The organism is Polaribacter sp. SA4-12 (assembly GCF_002163675.1).
GTDB lineage: Bacteria > Bacteroidota > Bacteroidia > Flavobacteriales > Flavobacteriaceae > Polaribacter.
This window is the reverse complement of the sequence record NZ_CP019334.1, coordinates 89,012-107,775: the sequence shown is the minus strand read 5'-3', so window position 1 is coordinate 107,775 and position 18,764 is coordinate 89,012. Positions and strand designations below refer to the sequence as shown.

The window sequence follows — 18,764 nt, the reverse complement described above, 5'->3', positions numbered from 1 at the left end:
TCGAGAACAACTTTAAAATAAGAAGCTATTTCATGCTTTCCATTATATCTTTTTGTAAAAAAACAAAAAGGTTAAGAATATCCACAGATATTCGAACGATTTCAATCAGGGCTAGACTTGTTTGCTAACAAATATCAAAAACGATAACAATTGTCATTTCGAAATGAGCTTTTTTAAGCGATTGAGAAATTTCAACTTTTGAGAAAAATTAAAAACTATGGATTTCCTTTACGTAAAAGCACTACATATTATTTTTATTGTTACTTGGTTTGCTGGGTTATTTTATATTGTTCGTTTATTTATGTATCATGTAGAAGCAGAAAAAAAAGACGAACCTGCTAAAGAAATTTTACAAACTCAATATAAACTAATGAGTAAAAGGCTGTGGTACATGATTACTTGGCCTTCAGCTGTTTTAGCAAGTTTTTTTGGTTTTTGGATGCTTTATAAAAGTCCATATTTCTTATCTGAATCGTGGATGTTAGTAAAACTAGCTTTTGTTTTAGCGTTGTTTTTTTATCACGGTTTATGTCATGTAATCTACAAGCAGCTACAAAACGATATTATAAAATACTCTGCTTTTAAATTAAGATTGATTAACGAAATACCAACTGTCATTTTATTTGCGGTTATATTTTTAGTTGAATTACAACATTCTGTAAATTGGATTTGGGGAGTTGTAGGAATTATTCTTTTTGGTGTTTTACTAATGTTAGGAATTAGACTTTACAAAAAAATTAGAGAAAAAAGATCTTGGGAAAAAGCTGAAAAAGAGGTTTTAAAAAACAAAGACTCTTAAAATCACTATATATAGGTAGAGATAGAGTGTTTATTAATCGTATTTTTGAGAAAATCACTAAATCTTAAAACTATGAAAAAATTACTTTATCTATTTATCGCGTCTACCATTTTATTTTCTTGTACTACTAATGATGATGACAATTCTTCAGATCCCATAATTGGTATATGGCAATTAAGCTCAGAAACTGAAAACGGAACAGACACCTCAACATCTTGCGAAAGAAAAAGTACTGTTACTTTTTTAGAAAACGGAACATTTAATTCAACATCATTTTACGACGACGGAAACGGTTGTATGAGTGAGTCTGATGGTGCTGCCAATTGGGAAAACACAGGACAATCAAATTACCTATTAGATTTCGGGGATAATGATACCAGTACTACAAAAATAACGTTTTCAGAAAACAATACGGTATTCAGCTTTACAGATATTGATGACTATAATGGAACAACAATCACATACATTAGCACTTTCAAAAAACTATAGAACTCATAAAAACTCATTTTAACAATGGGCTTTTTTTATGCTCTTAAAAATTTAGCAAAAGGAATTCTATTTACAATTACTTCTTTATAAGTTAAACTATTTATACGAATATAATCTCTTAATCAATTAAGTGTTTAATTACTCTTCTTTTAATTAAATAAACAATCTCTCCCCAAAGGTGCGAGGTATTAAAGAAGACTTTACATTTATCATTTGGACACAAACGTAGGGGGATTAAGTCAAACAACAATTAAATTAAAAACCTAATTTACAGATAATTAAAGTAAATGGGTAGGAAAAACTACCCCGCCTTTTTTTAGGAAACTCAAGAGTATTGATATTTATTAGTTTACATTGCAGATTAATCAAACTTAAATTATTATGAAAAAAATTATCCTTTTACTTATTACTATTGTAAGCTTATCTTCTTGTTCATCTAGTGATGATGATATGTCTTCATCAAATATTATAATTGGGACATGGCAATTAAAATCTGAGACCGAAAATGGTGAAGAAAGAACAACGGATTGTACTAGAAAAAGCACCATAACCTTTTTAGAAAATGGAAACGGTTCTCAAATGATTTATGATGAAAGTTATGATGGAAGTGGAAATGCTGTTTGTGAAAATGATTATAATGGTACTTTTACCTGGGAAAACACAAATGGTAATACATATAATATTTCTGAAGATGGAGAAAACAACTCCATAGAACTTACTTTCTCACAAAATAACACAATATTTAGTAGTTCATCTTCCGAAACGTATAACGGTACTACTTATACATCAACTTTCTCTTACATAAAAATTTAAAATTCTAAAAGCTCACTTTCTAAGTGGGCTTTTATTTTAACTTTTTATAGACTGCTCAAAAGGAATTCTATTTACAATAGATCTTCCCAAAGTAACTTCATCTGCATATTCTAACTCATCACCCACAGAAATTCCACGAGCAATTGTAGAAGTTGTAATTTCGAATTTTTCTATTTGCTTAAAAATATAGAAGTTTGTAGTATCTCCTTCCATGGTAGAACTTAAAGCAAAAATCAATTCTTTAACTTCACCACTACCTACTTTAGTAACTAAAGATTCTATTTCTAAGTTCTGAGGTCCAATTCCTTCAATCGGAGAAATTTTTCCGCCCAAAACATGATACAATCCATTAAACTGAGACGTACTTTCAATTGCCATCACATCTCTAATATCTTCAACAACACAAACAATTTCCGGGTTTCTTTTTCCATTATTACAAATGTCACACAAAGCAGTATCAGAAATATTATGACACTTTTCACACGTTTTTACATCATTTCTTAAATGTAATAATGCTTCAGATAAAAACTTAGTATTATCAGAAGGTTGTTTTAATAAATGTAAAACCAAACGCAACGCAGTTCGTTTTCCAATTCCTGGTAAACGAGATACTTCATTTACGGCATTCTCTAAAAGTTTTGATGAAAAATCCATGGCTGCAAAAATAACTTATTAAAGAGAAAACAATCAATAAAAAAGAGAAAAGACTTCTAAAAAACATATATTCGTAACACAAATAAAAAATTAAATGACCCCAGAATATATCATCTTATTAATTGTTGCTTATTTCTCTGTATTAATTTTCATTTCTTACATCACCAGTAAATCTGCAGACAACAAAACTTTTTTTAAGGCAAACAATTCTTCTCCTTGGTATTTAGTTGCTTTTGGTATGATTGGCGCTTCACTTTCTGGAGTTACATTTATTTCTGTTCCTGGTTGGGTAGAAGGTTCTAATATGAGCTATTTTCAAATGGTTTTGGGGTATGTTGTTGGTTATGCTGTTATTCGTTTAGTGTTGCTTCCACTCTATTATAGATTGAATTTAACTTCGATTTACACGTATTTACAAGATCGTTTTGGAAACTATTCTTACAAAACAGGTGCTAGTTTCTTTTTACTTTCTAGAACAATCGGTGCCGCTTTCAGGTTGTTTTTAGTTGCTAATGTGCTACAAATAATTTTGTTTGATGAATATGGAGTTCCTTTTTGGGTAACTGTTTCAGTCACGATTCTATTAATTTGGTTATACACTTTTAAAGGAGGAATAAAAACAATTGTTTGGACAGATACTTTGCAAACACTTTTTATGTTAGTTGCAGTAGGAGTTTGTATTTATACAATTTCTGATGAAATGCAAATTAGTAATATATTCTCTTACGTTGCCGACAGCGAATTGTCTAAAACCTTCTTTTTTGATGATGTAAAAGCTGGTAATTATTTCTGGAAACAGTTTTTAGCAGGCGCATTTATTGCAGTTGTAATGACTGGTTTAGACCAAGATATGATGCAAAAAAACCTAACTTGTAGAAACTTAAAAGATGCACAGAAAAACATGTTTTGGTTTACAATTGTTTTGGTAATTGTAAATTTTTTCTTTTTAGCTTTAGGTGTTTTATTAACAGATTACGCTCAGAAAAACGGAATTGACGCACACAAAGATCAACTCTTCCCTATTATAGCAACCAAAGGAACTTTGGGTTTAGCAACAGCCATATTTTTCTTATTAGGTTTAATTGCTGCTGCGTATTCTAGTGCAGATTCTGCATTAACTTCTTTAACCACTTCTTTTAGTATTGATATTTTAGAAATTGATAAAAAGAAAGATAAAAAAACGCAAGAAAAAATTAGAAAGAAAGTACACGTTATTTTCTCTTTTGTATTGATGGCAACCATTCTTGTTTTTAAATATTTTATTGCTGATGCAAGTGTCATTGCAAAAATATTCACATTTGCGGGTTATACATATGGACCTTTATTAGGTTTGTATGCTTTTGGTATGTTTACCAAACACAACGTAAAAGATAAATTAGTACCAATAATTTGTTTAACAGCTCCAATTCTTACTTATATAATTAGTTATTATTCTAAAGAAAAATTCGGTTTCGATTTTGGGTTCTTTGTTTTGATTTTAAACGGATTTATAACCTTTTTAGGGTTGTCTATAATTAAGAAATAATATGAAAAAAAATAATGTTATATTTTTAAATGACAACAAATTAATTGAAGAAGAATCTTATTTATGGAGATATTTAGACTTACATAAATTCATATCATTTATTAATGAAAAATCTATTTGTTTTACTAGGTTAGATAAGTTTGAAGACGCTAAAGAAGGTGCTACTCCGAATCACTTACTTAAAAATTTTTTATTTGATAACCACCAGAAAGAATTAGAAAAAACAATAACAACTTCAATTGATATTAGCGTTAATGGAAGAGACAGAAATCGAATTGATAAAGAAATTGAACAAATTCAAAGATTTAATTTTGCTAGCTGTTGGTTCATAGGAAGTGAAAAATCTGAATCCGTAGCCATGTGGAATATTTATAGTAAACCAAATGATGTTGCAATTAAAATAAAATATTCTGATTTTAAAGAAAATCTAAGTAAATATGGATTTTTAGGCAGTAATATAGAAATGAATATTGTTTGTAAACCAATAGAATATATTGATTTCCAATCCCCGAATAGCCTCATAAGTTCAAATATGGAAGATTCTGTTTTTATGAAAGACAATAGTTTTAATCACGAAAAAGAATTTAGATTAGTCATTAAAGAAGAATATCGTGAAATCGACAAATTGATCTTCGATGATAACATTTGTAAAAAAAGTCAAGAAAAAACATACAATGAAAGAGAAAATTATCCAAACATAATTTTAGAGTTATTAAATTTCAATAAATATAATTTTGAAGTTGTACATCATCCTAAATCACAAAAATGGGCAAAAGATAATATTGAAAAATTTTTAAAAGTTAATTTCAAAATTTCTAATTCAAATTTAGAATTGAACTAAAATAATTTGAGTTAAATTTAAAATTTGATAAAATGAAAAAAACAATTTCCATTATTGGAAGCGGACCTTCTTCACTCCTATTAGCTGCTTTTTTAGACACTAAAAAGCTTGAGGTTACTATTTATGAAAAAAATAAAACTGCAGGCAGAAAACTGTTAGTTGCAGGAAAAGGTGGTTTTAATTTAACACATTCAGAATCGATTGCTAATTTTATTGAACGCTACACGCCAAGTGATTTTCTAAAAGATGCTTTATTGAGTTTTACAAACGACGATTTTAGAAATTGGTTAAAAGAAATCGGAATTCCGACTTTTATAGGAAGTAGTAAAAGAGTCTATCCCGAAGAAGGAATAAAACCAATTACGGTTCTAAATACAATTCTAAACCATTTAAAAGAAAGAGGAGTAGCTTTTAAATTTGAACACACTTTTTCTGGTTGGGATACTGAGAATAATATCATCATAAATGATAAAACAATTACTACGGATTATACTGTTTTTTCTTTAGGCGGAGGAAGTTGGAAAATTACAGGTTCTGATGGAAGTTGGCTTGACACTTTTATAGAAAAAAAAGTAGAAACAGTTCCTTTTCAAGCTTCAAACTGTGCCTTTAAAATTGATTGGAATCCGAATTTCATCAAACAAAACGAAGGAAATCCTTTAAAGAACATTGCCATTTATTGTTCAGAAAAAAAACAAAAAGGAGAAGCTGTTATTACAAAATTCGGTTTAGAAGGAAATGCCATTTATGCGTTAAGTCCGCAAATTAGAGCAGAATTAAAATCCCAAGAAAAAGCACGTATTTATATCGACCTTAAACCAACATTTTCATTAGAAGAAGTTATATCCAAAGTTAAAAATTCAAGTTTTAAAAACACGACACAAGTTTTAAAAAAGGAGTTAAAATTAAGTACTTCTCAAATAGACCTATTAAAGACTTATCTTTCTAAAGAAGATTATTTAGATTCAACAATTTTATCAGAAAATATTAAAAAATTCCCATTAGAAATTATTGCTTTGGGAGTTTTAGATGCTGCTATTTCTACTGTTGGTGGAATTGATTTAAATGCTGTAGACAGTAATTTTCAATTGCAAAAAATAAAGAATCAATATTGTATTGGTGAAATGCTAAATTGGGACGCGCCAACTGGAGGTTATTTAATTCAAGGGTGTGCAAGTACTGGTGTTTTTCTTGCTAAACATCTAAATAAAATTATCTAAAAACTATCTTTTTTTAGTAATTATACTCTTATAATATTCTGTATTTTTACTGCGTTAAATAAAAAGAATGTCAAAAGACTTAAGTAACTATCGTAAATCTTACGAAAAACAAGAACTTTTAGAAAGTAACTGTCCAGAAAATCCCATGGAATTATTTCAAACATGGTTTTTAAATGCAGATACTTCAGAAATGGTTCATGAAAGTAATGCCATGACCATTTCATCTATAGGTTTAGATGGTTTTCCTAAAAGTAGAGTCGTTTTATTAAAAAAATATACTTGGGAAGGTTTTATTTTTTATACAAATTATAATTCAGAAAAAGGAAAAGCAATTGCAAAAAACAATCATATTTGTTTGTCTTTCTTTTGGCCAGCATTAGAACAACAAATTATAATTAAAGGAAATGCTGAAGTTTTAGCAAAAAATTTATCTGATGGTTATTTTGAATCTAGACCAGACGGAAGTAAATTAGGCGCTTGGGCTTCTGACCAAAGTAAAGTTGTACAATCTAGAGAAGAACTAGACACCAGTTTAAAAACCTTTGAAAAGAAGTTTGAAGGAAATGAAATTGAAAGACCAAAATATTGGGGAGGCTATTTAGTAAAACCTATTTCTATAGAATTTTGGCAAGGGAGACCAAATAGAATGCACGATAGAATTAGATATACTTTAGAAGAAGATTTTTCTTGGAAAATAGAAAGGTTGGCACCATAAATTTTTTATATTTACAATTCAACAATAAAATTGGATGAAAACTTTATACATTGTTAGACATGCAAAATCTTCTTGGGAATACTCTGGAATAGAAGATATTGACAGACCTCTAAAAAAACGCGGAATAAAAGACGCACATTTAATGTCTAAATTCTTATCAAAAGAAATTAGCAGACCAGACGTTTTTGTTTCTAGTAGTGCAAACAGAGCACTACATACTGCAGTAATTTTTTGCGAAAACTTTGAATACCCTTTATCTAACCTTAAAATAAAAAGACAACTTTACAGTTTTAGTGATGGCTATTTAGTTAAAACGGTTAATGCTTTAGATGATGGTTTTAATTCTGCAATTATTTTCAGTCACGATCATGGTATCAACTCATTTGTAAATAAATTTGGAAGCAAACCTATTTCTCATGTATCCACTTGTGGAGTTATTGGAATTAAGTTTGACGAGAAACATTGGAAAAACATAAAAAAAGGGAAAACTTTTATGATAGAATTCCCTAAAAATCATAAATAAAATAGTTTGTTAGAAATTAAAAAATACGGCGCTATAGATATTGGATCAAATGCAATTAGATTGCTAATTTCTAATGTTATTGTATCTGACGACAAAGAACCTCAATTTAAAAAATCTTCTTTAGTACGTGTTCCTATTCGTTTAGGTGCTGATGCTTTTGTTAACGGAATTATAAGTGAGGCAAACATTACAAGAATGATTAATGCTATGGAAGCATTTAAATTATTAATGGATGTTCATGGTGTAGAAAAATACAAAGCTTGTGCAACTTCTGCAATGAGAGAAGCAAAAAACGGAAAAGAAGTCGTTGACAAGATTCATGAAAAAACAGGTGTAAAAATTGATATTATAGGAGGTAAAGAAGAAGCTGCAATTATTTCGTCTACAGATTTAAACGATTTAATAGAAGGAGACGATTCTTATTTATATGTTGATGTTGGTGGTGGTAGTACAGAAATTACCGTTTTTTCTGCAGGAAAAATCATTGCTTCAAAATCTTTTAAAATGGGTACTGTTCGTTTATTAAACAACAAAAAATCTGTAAATAAAGAAATTTTTGCCAACGTAGAAAAATGGGTAAAGAAAAATACTAAAGATTTAAAAAAGGTCTCTTTAATTGGTTCTGGAGGTAACATTAATAAGTTATTTAAAATGTCTGGACGAACTGAAGGAAAACCAATTTCTTATATTTATCTGAATGCTCAATATCAATTTTTAAAACAAATGTCTTTTGATGAAAGGGTTTCTGAACTAAGTTTAAACCCAGATAGAGCAGATGTTATTATACCTGCAACAAAGATTTATTTATCTGCTATGAAATGGAGTGGAGCAAGCAAAATATTTGTTCCTAAAATTGGTCTTTCAGACGGAATAATAAAAAGTTTATTTTACAATAAGTTATAGCCGTTTTTACTTTCTTTTTAATTTTTTATTTTTTTTTCGTTCCCTTATGTGACTTATTAAATAATTATGTGTCATAACAACGAATCAAAAACAGATTAATTATGAAAAAAATATTACTAAGTGCTACACTATTGATGTTTGGAGCAACAGCATTTGCTCAAGACTTACCAGCTAACCCAGAACCAGGAAAATGTTATGTACGTTGTAAAACTCCAGAAGTTTGGAAAAACGAAGATGTAACAATTGAAATAGCTCCTGCTTACAAAAAGATTGTAACGCATCCTGCAGAATACAATACTGTAACTGAAAGAGTTTTAGTCAAAGAAGCTGGACAACGTTTAGTTGTTGTACCTGCTGTTTGGGAAAATAAAACTTTAACGTATACTGCAAAAGAAGACGCTAACAAATTAAGTGTTATTAAGGCTACTTTTGGTAGAGATTCTGAAACAATAGAAACAAAAGCTGCTTCTGCAAATTGGGAAATGAGTGAAAAAGCTCCTGATTGTGAATCTAGTGATCCTAACGACTGTAGATATTGGTGTTATAAACCAGTTCCTGCAAAGTTTGTTACGATTCCTTTAACTACATTAAATAAAGACGCTAATACCGTTTCTAGTGAAGTTCCTGGATATGATAAAACATATACTAAAAGAGTTATGGTAACTCCACCAACGACTAAATCAATTGAAATTCCTGCAGAATATGGTACTATCAAGAAAACAGTATTAACTAAAGATGCTTGGCAAGAAGAAGTTACTGTTGCTGCTAAATACAAAAGTGTAACTAAAGAAATTTTAGTAAACAAAGGTGGATTAACAACTTGGAAAGAAGTTGAATGTGAGTTAGTAAACAATACTATTTTACCTATCAACTGGAATTTAGGAAGTGCTACTTTAACTTCTGGTGCTAAAAGAATTATTGACTCTAGATTATTACCTGTTTTAAAAGACGGTGTAGCTGTAGCTTTAGAATCTCATACAGATTCAAGAGGAACAAAAGAATCTAATCAAGATTTATCTGAAAGAAGAGCACAAGCTGTAACTAACTATTTAATTTCTAAAGGTGTAAACCCAAGTCAATTAACTGGTAATGGTTTTGGTGAATCTAAATTAACAAATAGATGTTCTAATGGAGTTTCTTGTACAGAAGCACAGCACAGAGCAAATAGAAGAACTACTTTTAGAGTTATCAATCAAAAGTAATTTTATTCTTCTAACAAAGAATTCAAAAATAGAAAACCGAAGCTTTTAGCTTCGGTTTTTTTATGCGTCAATATGTTTTTTTTATAGAACTTAATATCAATAAGTATAAATATTCTTAACGTATTCAAGAAGTTCCTCTATGTCTTTCAAAGATAATAAAGATATACAAATAAGAACTTTACACTATAAATAACTCTATTAAATCAAGGTTTACGCTCGTTAAACCATAAAACATCGAAAATATCTAAACGTATTAAATACTAGAGTCTCTACAATTACATTTTAATAGTAAAAAAGCTAAACAACCTTATGACTGTTCAGCTTTTAAATTATTTTTAATAAACTTGTAATTACTAAAATTTAATAGTTTTCTATAACGGATTGAATAAACGGATAATAATATTCAGTAAGAATTAATCCTTTTTTATATCCAATAATTTTTCCTTTATGATTAACAAAAACTAACGTTGGAAAAGATCTAACTTTAAATTTCCTTTGTAGATCATTATTAATCGCTAATTTTTCTGGAGAAATTATATCCTTATTTCTAGGACTGTCAGCTTCATATAAGATTAAATCGTTATCTGCTAATGTCTTAAACTTTTCTGAGTGAAATAGTTTCTTATCCAAAACCTTACAAGGTCCACACCAATCTGATCCCGTAAAATAAATAAGTATTGGTTTTTTCTCTTTTTTAGACTTTTTAAGAGCTTCCTTATAAGTAGCTTCCCAATTTACAGGAAACTTTTCTAAAGACGCAGTTTTATGTTCTTGCGCAAAGCTATTAACTGTCGTAAAAAAGCAAATAGCAAAACCTAATAATACTTTATTCATAAGAAGTAATTTCTTCAAAAATATCAAAAATAATACCAAATAAAAAATTCAATAGAATTTTACCTTAAAACTTTAAAAAATTAAGGATTATAATAAAGGTGAATTGTAAAAATAAAAAGCCGTAATAATGAAATTACGGCTGCGCTTGAATTTTGTATGCAAAAAAGTTTAATTCCCCAATTTTATTAATACATAGCATTTCAAATCTAAATCAAATATACTATTGTTATAAATTATAACTCAACATATACAACAATTAAACTACTACAAGTAGATCTAAATTAACACAAACCTACTATATTTACACAACAAACAAAATTAGCTTCCTGTAAATGAAAAGATTATCCTTTTTTAAAAAAATTACTTGTTTAATAGTATTCTTTCAAGTTACACTACTGTTCGCTCAAGATGTTTTAATCAAAAATCAAGATTCGTGGTACTATTATGACAATGGTTATTTAGAAAATAGCTGGATAGAAGTCAACGAATTTTCTAATTGGAAAAGTGGTAAATCTCCATTAGGTTATGGTGATGAAATAAACTTAACTGAACTTAGCTACGGTAGTAATAAAGAAAAAAAACACATCACAAAGTATTTTAAAAAGAAAATATTTATTGATAACAAATATGTTGCTTATGAAATTAGAATTCAAAGAGATGATGGTGCAATAGTTTATATTAATGGAAAAGAGCTCTTTAGGGATAATATGCCTAACTCTACAATTAACAAAACAACTTTAGCCCTTAGTACGATTCAAGAAGTAGGAGAGTATGAATTTACACAACACTTTTTTGATAAAACATTTTTTAATGAAGGTGAAAACATAATAAGTGTCTCTATTCACCAAGCATACGAATACTCAAGTGATTGTATTTTTAGTTTAGAATTAATAGGCCATACAAGCCCGGAAGTTTTATCTTTTGTTTTGGATAGTAAGAATAAAGCTAACAAAGACTTGGAATACAAAATAAAAGAACTGAATGCAAAGTTTGAATATGAAAAAATTTATCTCCAAAAAGAAGGAATAGAAGGTACAAACTTTAATTTAAAAATATTAGTTGCTTTAATTAGCCTTTTACTTATTCTTTCATTAATTGGTTGTTATTTTATTATTGAAACCGCAAATAAAAAGGGTGAAAAAATAAAGGAAAAATTAACAAATCTAAATTCTAAAAACTTAGCACTAGAAAAGGAAATGATTATTTTAACTACAAACTTACTACATAATAAACAATACTTTAAAGAAATAAAAGCAGACTTAAAAGGGATAAAAACAGACGAAAAAGCGATAATAAAAGACATAACGAAGCAAATCGATTATGTTTTAGAAAGAGATGAAGATTGGGATATCTTAAAAAAACATTTTAATGCTGTTCATGATAATTTTTATGATAAACTAATAAAAAAACACCCATCTATAACAGAAACTGAGTTAAGACATTGTATGTTTATTAAATTACACCTACAAACAAAAGAAATAGCACGTATTCTATTAATAGATCCAAGATCTGTGCAGACAGGAAGATATAGAATAAAAAAGAAAATGAATTTAAGTGAGAGTGAAGATTTAAGAGATTATCTTTTAAACTTAAATTAAAGCTTAATTAAATCCAGTGTTTTATTACGTTGGATTTTTTTTGTTTCTGTTTCTACAAACTTATTTACAAAATAAATCTCTTTTGGAATTTCGAATTTTGATAAGTTTGCATTATTTATTTCTACAGGTTGAGATTTTCCTTCAACTATCAAAACGAGTTTCTCTCCGAGTTTTTCATCAGAAACTCCAGCAACAAAAAAACGAGATGTGATTTTTTTTGATAGTTTCTCTTCTATTTTTTCTGGATGCAGCTTTACTCCTCCTGAATTTATGATTGTATCAAAACGCCCTAACCATTCAAACTGAGTATCAGAAATTAAATGAACAATATCATTTGTAAAAACAAGTTCATTTGAAACTTTTGGTGCATTAATCACTAAACAATTTCTTACATCTTTATAAATTTCTACATTTGGTAAAACTTCATAAAAACTAGGGATAATCATAAAGTTGTTTAGCTTTTTAACAGCAATATGAGTTATTGTCTCGGTCATTCCATAAGTTGCAAAAATAGTTGTAGAAAAGCCTTGTAACTTACCTTGAAGTTGATTAGAAACGACTCCTCCACCAACAATTAATGTTTTAATAAGATGCAACGATTTTAAAGAATTCTCTAACTGTAAAGGAACCATTGCAGAAAAGTCATACTTTTTTTCAATATTTTTTAAAGGGTTAGAACCAGCATCTACAACATCTAATTGCCATCCTAAAACCAAGGCTCTTACTAACATCATTTTACCAGCAATATATGCTGTTGGCAAACATAACAATGCACTAGTATTTTCTAATAAACCAAAGTATTTACCTGTAGCAAAAGCAGAATTAATCATCTGTACTTTTAACAATTTTATTTCTTTGGGAATACCTGTAGAACCAGAGGTTTTTACATAAATAAAATCCTCTTGAGAAAACCAAATTTCTAAAAATTGATAAATTTCATCAGAAAAATTATGAGCATATACAAGTAACTCATCAACAGAAGTAAATGATTTGCTATTTAATTTAAAATTTCTATGAAATCTATTTTGTTCCAATATCTTCTAAAATTCTATAATTCTCTGTAATATCAAAAGGCTTTTCGATTTTACCAGTTAATTTCTCTACCCAATTTTTCCATCCATATTTTTTAGAAAAAATAAATAACATCAATGGATATAAAACCAAAACAGGGAAAAACATTTCCCAACCAACAGAAGGTTCTGAAGTATCAACATACAAAGCATCTGTTTGAAAAACCGTCCAATTTGTAGTTACAAAAAAAGCAGCTACAATGTTATTAATTGCATGTAAACCAAGAGATAATTCAGTTCCTTCATCCATTAAAGTAGTTATTCCATAAAATAAACCTGTACCAATATAAAAGACCATAGAAATGTATCCTAATTTTTGAACTTCAGGATTTGCTCCATGTAATAAACCAAAAACAACAGAAGTAATTAATAAAGGAGTTAATTTTGAGTTATAAAAATTGACGAGATTTGTATTAAAATTACTATCTAAAATTTTTGATATTAATTCGAATATATAAAAAAACAGCAACGTAAATAGCACAAAAATTATACCTATATATATAACGTTTAAACTTTCTATTTTTAATAAAAAAATAATGAATAATATTGACGCTAATAAATAGTTAAAAATTAAAGGAAAACGTTTATTTAAAGTAGCAATACCTATTCCTTGCATAAAATACCCTCTAAATAATAACTCCTCAAACGAAGTTTGAAAAGGTAAAAACAAAAAAGATATACTTAATAATGTAAAAAATGGAACCGGTTTAAAATTCCAAACATAATTTTCTGGTGATAAGTAAACTCCTAAGAGGATTACTACAGAAGCTATAATACCCCAAGTTATAAAACCAAACCAAAAACGTTTCCAATCTATTGATTTTCTACTTGTAACTAAAGATGTAAATGTTCTTTTGTGTATATATTTAACACCAACAATAAGACTAATTAAACCAAATATAAACGTTAAAATCATAAAGAAAAGGAACAGATTTTTATCTATACCCAAAGTCATAAAATTATCTTGCGCTGCTTTTGTAAACTCAGCCATATTTGCAGAATTCATAATAGCCAGGGCAAATAAAGGCAATACACCTATGACTTGCCAACCTATAAAAACTACTAATATTGTGAATACCCAATGAAACCATTCATTGTTTCCTTTATATGCTTGTTGTATGTAATTCATGTTTATAAATTAAAATTCCAAATTTTATTTGGATTGTATTCCAGAGCTCCATTATTAACTTCTAACGGACTCTCAAAATTATTAGTAAACAAACCTCCTGTTCCTAATCCTTGAGGCAAATCGTTATGTAAAGTATCTGTAAATTGAGCAATTGCATTTAAACCAATGTTACTTTCTAAAGCAGAAGTAATCCACCAACCACAATTTTGCTGTTCTGCGAATTTAATCCATTCTTTACTACCTGCAAAACCACCTATTAAACTCGGTTTTAAAATAATATATTGAGGTTGAATGGTTTCTAATAATTGTTGTTTTTCTTCTGATGAAAATACTCCGATTAACTCTTCATCTAAAGCAATTGGCAAAGGTGTTTTAGCACATAATTGTTCCATTTCATTAACTTGACCTTGTTTGATGGGTTGTTCTATAGAATGAATTTCTAATTCTGATAATATTTGTAATTTTTCTAATGCGTTCTTAGGATTAAAAGCGCCATTTGCATCAACTCTTAATTCTATTTCTTTGGATGAAAATTCTTTTCTGATGGATTTTAATAATTCAATTTCTGTATCAAAATCAATCGCGCCAATTTTCATTTTGATGCAAGAAAAACCTGTATTTAATTTTTCTTTGATTTGATTTTTCATAAACTCCTTCTCTCCCATCCAAACCAAACCATTTATAGGAATTGACTTTTCTCCTCTTGTAAACTGAGATGGGAATAATTGAAACTTATCTTCACTTTTTAGTGATAAAAACGCTTGTTCTAATCCAAATTGAATTGAAGGGAAGTCAATGACTTCAGATAATAATTTATCTAAACCTAAATTGATGTTTTTACAAACCCAATTTAACTTTTCTTCATAATTAGTAACATCATCAATACTTAAACCTCTAAACAAACCAGCTTCTCCAACTCCGTTTTTTCCATTTTCTTCTAAAATGATAAACCAAGTTTCTTTTGTTCTTAAAATTCCTCGTGAAGTTCCACTTGGATTTTTAAAATTGAGAATGTATTTTTTATAGTTGGCTTTTATCAAAAGAAAGGATTATTGTTTTTCAGCAAACGCTTTAAAATTATTCAAATAAGATTGATCTTGTTCTTGGAAGGTTCCTTTAAATAAAGGATAAACACATGCCATTAAATAAGTATCACTTTGACAACTTGCGTTTAATGTAACTGTTGTAACCCCGTCCTTTTCGGTAAAAGTATAATCGTCTTTCTTTAGCATACCTTCTGCATCAAAAAACAATGTTACTTTTTCATTTTCTACATACGCCATCACTTTTTCTGTCATTGTAATCTCTTGTCCGTTATTATCAATAACAATTTTATAAACACTTCCTGTTTTTCCAGGATTCTTATTTACAACTTCAAAAGACTTTACTTCAGGAATCCATTTTTTTATGTTTTCTGAATTGTTAAACGTTTTAAAAACGTATGAAATAGGTTTATTTACAGAAACCTGTGCAGTATAAGTTGTTTCTTTTACAATTAAACCTGTAAGAAAAAATGCCAATACAAAAACAGATATGATTCCTAAAATTATTTTTATTGTTTTCATTTTATAAACTTTTATTTTCTCCTATTTCTAAAATTATTAACTCTTTTCCTTTTGATGAAAATTTAGATTTAGCATCATCAGTATCTATTTCTATTGGAGGAAAAGTGTTAAAATGACATCCAATTACTTTTCCACACGCTACCAAATCACTTGCAATAATTGCATCTTCTACTCCCATTGTAAAAGTGTCTCCTATAGGAAAAATTGAAGCATCTAATTTTACTGACATAGGAATCAATTTCATGTCCATTGTTACAGCAGTATCTCCTGCAACATATAAGTTTTTATCTTTTGATGAAATTACAAAACCACCAGGTTCTCCTCCATAAGTTCCATCTGCAAAAGAAGAAGTATGAATTGCATTTACATATTTAGCAGAAAAAGTATCAGATTTAAAAGTTCCTCCGTGATTTAATGGGAATATATTTAAATCTTTTGCGCCATAATACATGGCAATTTCATAATTAGAAATTATAACGGCTTTTGTTCTTTCTGCAATAACTTCTACATCTAAAACATGATCTTGATGCGCATGTGTTAACAAAATAAAATCTGCTTTTAAACTAGATATATCTATATGAGATGCTAAAGCGTTTCCAGAAATAAAAGGATCTATTAAAATAGTTACTTCATTTATTTCTATAGAAAAACAAGAATGTCCTAAAAACGTAATATTCATGTGGTAAAATTTAAAATTGATTTCTAAAATACAAGAGTTTGTCCGATTCCAAAAAGGATGGCAAACAAAAACGTACTTAATGCTACTTTCTTTAATTCACTGTCTAAATCTGCAGGAATTTTATTTTGCGCAACTGTTTTTACATTTTTAATTAATGGAACAAATGCAACTAAAAAAATAAGCTGATATATCGTGTTAAAATCTAAAAAGACATAAACTAAAGAAAAAACTAACGCTCCGAAAATTAAAAAATAATGATATTTTTTTGCGTTTTCACTACCTAATTTAACAACTAAAGTATTTTTATTATTCTTTTTATCTTCTTCTCTATCTCTTAGATTATTTAGATTAAGTACAGCTGTACTTAGTAAACCAACAGAAATTGCTGGTAAAATAACTTCAATATTGATGTGTTTTGTATACAAGAAATAACTACCTAATACACTTAACAATCCAAAGAATAAGAACACAAAAACATCACCAAAACCACTGTAACCATAAGCTGAATTACCAACTGTATATTTTATAGCTGCTGCTATTGATGCTACTCCTAACCCAAAAAATAAAATTGAATAGTCAAAATTTTCTTTTCCAAAAGAAACATAAATTAACAACAACGCTATTATTAAGGTGATAATTGTAGTAATTATCATGGCAGATTTCATTTGCATTGGAGTAATTGCTCCTGATGAAACCATTCTTGCCTCTCCTGTTCTATTCTTATCAGAACCTTTTACTCCATCTCCATAATCATTCGCAAAGTTTGATAAAACTTGAAAACCAATTGTGGTTAGAATTGCTAACCAAAAAATTGGTGATTGCAACACTGTTTGACAGCCAAAATCACTACAAGGAATTAAAGAGTTTTGATTTAGCAAAAAATTTTGGTTTCCTAAAAGAGAACCAACAATAATACCAGAAACTGATAAAGGCAAAGTTCTTAAACGTGCAGCTTTTATATAATTTTTAATCATCTATAAAATCGCGGATAATTTTAGAGCTTCTCTTATATGAATGCGTTCTCCATTTTTAATAGGAACAATAAAAGCATCATTACAAACACTTAAAAGCATCTTTTTATATTCTACTGCTTCTTCATATGTTGAAAATTCCCCTAATCTATATTTAGTAAGATTATTTTCTTTAGTTTTAACAATATTATCTACCGAATCTAAAATTTTATTTTCGTTTTTAAATGCTCCAATCTGAATTGTATAAAATAATTCTGAATTCGATTTTAAGTATTGCTCTGGTAAGCTCTTAGCAATGACTTTTAAATAGTTCTCATTTTCTTGTGCTGATAAACTATTTGTATTTATAAAAAAAAATGACATAAAAATTAGAAATAAAAAATTCTTCATTCTTATAAATTATTAGCTTCAGCAATTAATTCTGCAATATCTTTAACTTCTACTTCTGCTTCTTTTTCTTTGAATTTTATTCCATCGGTCATCATTGTATTACAATAAGGACAACCAGTTGCAATAATTTGAGGTTTGGTTTCTAAAGCATCTTCTGTTCTTAAAACATTAACTTCTTTATCCCCTTTTTCTGCATCTTTAAACATTTGTGCTCCTCCTGCTCCACAACATAAAGCTGTAGATTTGTTGCGTTTCATTTCTGTTAAATTAACACCTAATCTTTTTATTAACTCTCTTGGAGATTCATACACGTCATTTGCTCTTCCTAAATAACAAGGATCATGAAATGTAACTCTTTTACCTTTTAATGTAGTGTCATCAATTTTTAAACGACCTTCAGAAATTAAATTCTGTATGAATTGTGTGTGATGAAAAACTTCATATTTACCACCTAACTCTGGATATTCATTTTTTAAAGTATTAAAAGAATGAGGATCGCAAGTAACAATCTTTTTTACTTCATAACCATTTAATACTTCAATATTCATCATTGCTTGCATTTGGAACAAAAATTCATTTCCTGCTCTTTTTGCGGCATCTCCTGTAGATGATTCTTCAGTTCCTAAAACTGCGAAATCTACATTTGCTTGATGTAATATTTTTACGAATGCTCTTGATATTTTTTTGGCTCTATCATCATAACTTCCTGCTGCGCCAACCCAAAACAACACTTCTGGTTGTTTACCTTGAGCCATCATTTCTGCCATTGTTGGTACTATCATAAATTACAAATTTTGAATTATTAATTATGAATTAATGCAATTCGTAATTAAAAATTGTTAAT

Annotated in this window: 21 protein-coding genes; 11 read left to right on the top strand and 10 right to left on the bottom strand. The window is 28.5% G+C overall.

Going from position 1 to position 18,764, the window contains the following annotated elements:
- Nucleotides 1–217 precede the first annotated feature (217 nt).
- The 3 genes from BTO07_RS00495 to BTO07_RS00485 all read left to right on the top strand — a co-directional run bounded on the left by BTO07_RS00495 (nucleotide 218) and on the right by BTO07_RS00485 (nucleotide 2,101).
- Entirely contained in the window at nucleotides 218–799 is a 582-nt protein-coding gene (locus BTO07_RS00495; RefSeq protein WP_087519348.1) for a CopD family protein, read from the top strand.
- Between the two features lie 72 nt (nucleotides 800–871).
- The gene (locus tag BTO07_RS00490; protein WP_087519347.1) at nucleotides 872–1,288 is read left to right on the top strand and encodes a lipocalin family protein; all 417 of its coding nucleotides are present in this window, start codon (nucleotides 872–874) and stop codon (nucleotides 1,286–1,288) included.
- A gap of 381 nt (nucleotides 1,289–1,669) precedes the next feature.
- Nucleotides 1,670–2,101 carry a lipocalin family protein gene (locus BTO07_RS00485; RefSeq protein ID WP_087519346.1) on the top strand — a complete coding sequence of 144 codons (432 nt, stop codon included), beginning with the start codon at nucleotides 1,670–1,672 and terminating at the stop codon, nucleotides 2,099–2,101.
- A gap of 36 nt (nucleotides 2,102–2,137) precedes the next feature.
- Here BTO07_RS00485 and recR read toward each other — a convergent pair whose 3' ends face one another.
- Nucleotides 2,138–2,755 (bottom strand): recombination mediator RecR, encoded by a 618-nt coding sequence (recR, locus tag BTO07_RS00480; protein ID WP_087519345.1) that lies wholly within the window; start codon nucleotides 2,753–2,755, stop codon nucleotides 2,138–2,140.
- A gap of 94 nt (nucleotides 2,756–2,849) precedes the next feature.
- On the opposite strand from recR, the gene BTO07_RS00475 reads away from it, so the two are divergent.
- The 7 genes from BTO07_RS00475 (at nucleotide 2,850) to BTO07_RS00445 (ending at nucleotide 9,684) form a co-directional block, all read left to right on the top strand.
- Entirely contained in the window at nucleotides 2,850–4,280 is a 1,431-nt protein-coding gene (locus BTO07_RS00475) for a sodium:solute symporter (RefSeq protein ID WP_087519344.1), read from the top strand.
- Nucleotide 4,281: 1 nt separating this feature from the next.
- Nucleotides 4,282–5,121, top strand: a complete 840-nt coding sequence (locus BTO07_RS00470; RefSeq protein WP_087519343.1) for a hypothetical protein — start codon at nucleotides 4,282–4,284, stop codon at nucleotides 5,119–5,121.
- A 32-nt stretch (nucleotides 5,122–5,153) separates the two neighbouring features.
- The gene (locus BTO07_RS00465) at nucleotides 5,154–6,341 is read left to right on the top strand and encodes an NAD(P)/FAD-dependent oxidoreductase (protein ID WP_087519342.1); all 1,188 of its coding nucleotides are present in this window, start codon (nucleotides 5,154–5,156) and stop codon (nucleotides 6,339–6,341) included.
- Nucleotides 6,342–6,408: 67 nt separating this feature from the next.
- Entirely contained in the window at nucleotides 6,409–7,056 is a 648-nt protein-coding gene (gene pdxH / locus BTO07_RS00460; RefSeq protein WP_087519341.1) for a pyridoxamine 5'-phosphate oxidase, read from the top strand.
- 34 nt (nucleotides 7,057–7,090) lie between these two features.
- Complete coding sequence (locus tag BTO07_RS00455; protein ID WP_087519340.1) at nucleotides 7,091–7,579, top strand: SixA phosphatase family protein; 489 nt, start codon at nucleotides 7,091–7,093, stop codon at nucleotides 7,577–7,579.
- A 6-nt stretch (nucleotides 7,580–7,585) separates the two neighbouring features.
- Nucleotides 7,586–8,482, top strand: a complete 897-nt coding sequence (locus tag BTO07_RS00450; RefSeq protein WP_087519339.1) for a Ppx/GppA phosphatase family protein — start codon at nucleotides 7,586–7,588, stop codon at nucleotides 8,480–8,482.
- Between the two features lie 101 nt (nucleotides 8,483–8,583).
- A complete protein-coding gene (locus BTO07_RS00445; RefSeq protein ID WP_087519338.1) occupies nucleotides 8,584–9,684 on the top strand; it encodes an OmpA family protein in 1,101 nt (366 codons plus the stop codon).
- Between the two features lie 360 nt (nucleotides 9,685–10,044).
- Here the strand turns inward: BTO07_RS00445 and BTO07_RS00440 are convergent, their stop codons facing one another.
- Entirely contained in the window at nucleotides 10,045–10,518 is a 474-nt protein-coding gene (locus BTO07_RS00440) for a thioredoxin family protein (RefSeq protein WP_087519337.1), read from the bottom strand.
- A 332-nt stretch (nucleotides 10,519–10,850) separates the two neighbouring features.
- On the opposite strand from BTO07_RS00440, the gene BTO07_RS00435 reads away from it, so the two are divergent.
- Nucleotides 10,851–12,116: a helix-turn-helix transcriptional regulator gene (locus BTO07_RS00435; protein WP_087519336.1), complete on the top strand. Its 1,266-nt coding sequence runs from the start codon at nucleotides 10,851–10,853 to the stop codon at nucleotides 12,114–12,116.
- Here the strand turns inward: BTO07_RS00435 and BTO07_RS00430 are convergent.
- From BTO07_RS00430 to BTO07_RS00395, 8 genes are read right to left on the bottom strand one after another with little or no spacing between them, the layout of a single operon-like run.
- Nucleotides 12,113–13,150, bottom strand: coding sequence for an AMP-binding protein (locus BTO07_RS00430; protein WP_087519335.1), 1,038 nt, complete (start codon nucleotides 13,148–13,150; stop codon nucleotides 12,113–12,115). The genes BTO07_RS00435 and BTO07_RS00430 overlap by 4 nt on opposite strands.
- Nucleotides 13,137–14,315 (bottom strand): CPBP family glutamic-type intramembrane protease, encoded by a 1,179-nt coding sequence (locus BTO07_RS00425; protein WP_087519334.1) that lies wholly within the window; start codon nucleotides 14,313–14,315, stop codon nucleotides 13,137–13,139. Before BTO07_RS00425 ends, BTO07_RS00430 begins: the two co-directional genes overlap by 14 nt.
- A 2-nt stretch (nucleotides 14,316–14,317) precedes the next feature.
- A complete protein-coding gene (locus tag BTO07_RS00420; protein WP_087519333.1) occupies nucleotides 14,318–15,355 on the bottom strand; it encodes an o-succinylbenzoate synthase in 1,038 nt (345 codons plus the stop codon).
- Nucleotides 15,356–15,364: 9 nt separating this feature from the next.
- A complete protein-coding gene (locus BTO07_RS00415; protein ID WP_087519332.1) occupies nucleotides 15,365–15,880 on the bottom strand; it encodes an SRPBCC family protein in 516 nt (171 codons plus the stop codon).
- Between the two features lies 1 nt (nucleotide 15,881).
- Nucleotides 15,882–16,559 carry a metal-dependent hydrolase gene (locus BTO07_RS00410; RefSeq protein ID WP_087519331.1) on the bottom strand — a complete coding sequence of 226 codons (678 nt, stop codon included), beginning with the start codon at nucleotides 16,557–16,559 and terminating at the stop codon, nucleotides 15,882–15,884.
- A 23-nt stretch (nucleotides 16,560–16,582) separates the two neighbouring features.
- On the bottom strand, nucleotides 16,583–17,533 hold the full coding sequence (menA, locus tag BTO07_RS00405) for a 1,4-dihydroxy-2-naphthoate octaprenyltransferase (RefSeq protein WP_087519330.1): 951 nt from the start codon (nucleotides 17,531–17,533) through the stop codon (nucleotides 16,583–16,585).
- Nucleotides 17,534–17,920, bottom strand: a complete 387-nt coding sequence (locus tag BTO07_RS00400) for an SPOR domain-containing protein (RefSeq protein WP_087519329.1) — start codon at nucleotides 17,918–17,920, stop codon at nucleotides 17,534–17,536.
- 2 nt (nucleotides 17,921–17,922) lie between these two features.
- Complete coding sequence (locus BTO07_RS00395; RefSeq protein WP_087519328.1) at nucleotides 17,923–18,702, bottom strand: (Fe-S)-binding protein; 780 nt, start codon at nucleotides 18,700–18,702, stop codon at nucleotides 17,923–17,925.
- Between the last annotated feature and the right edge of the window lie 62 nt (nucleotides 18,703–18,764).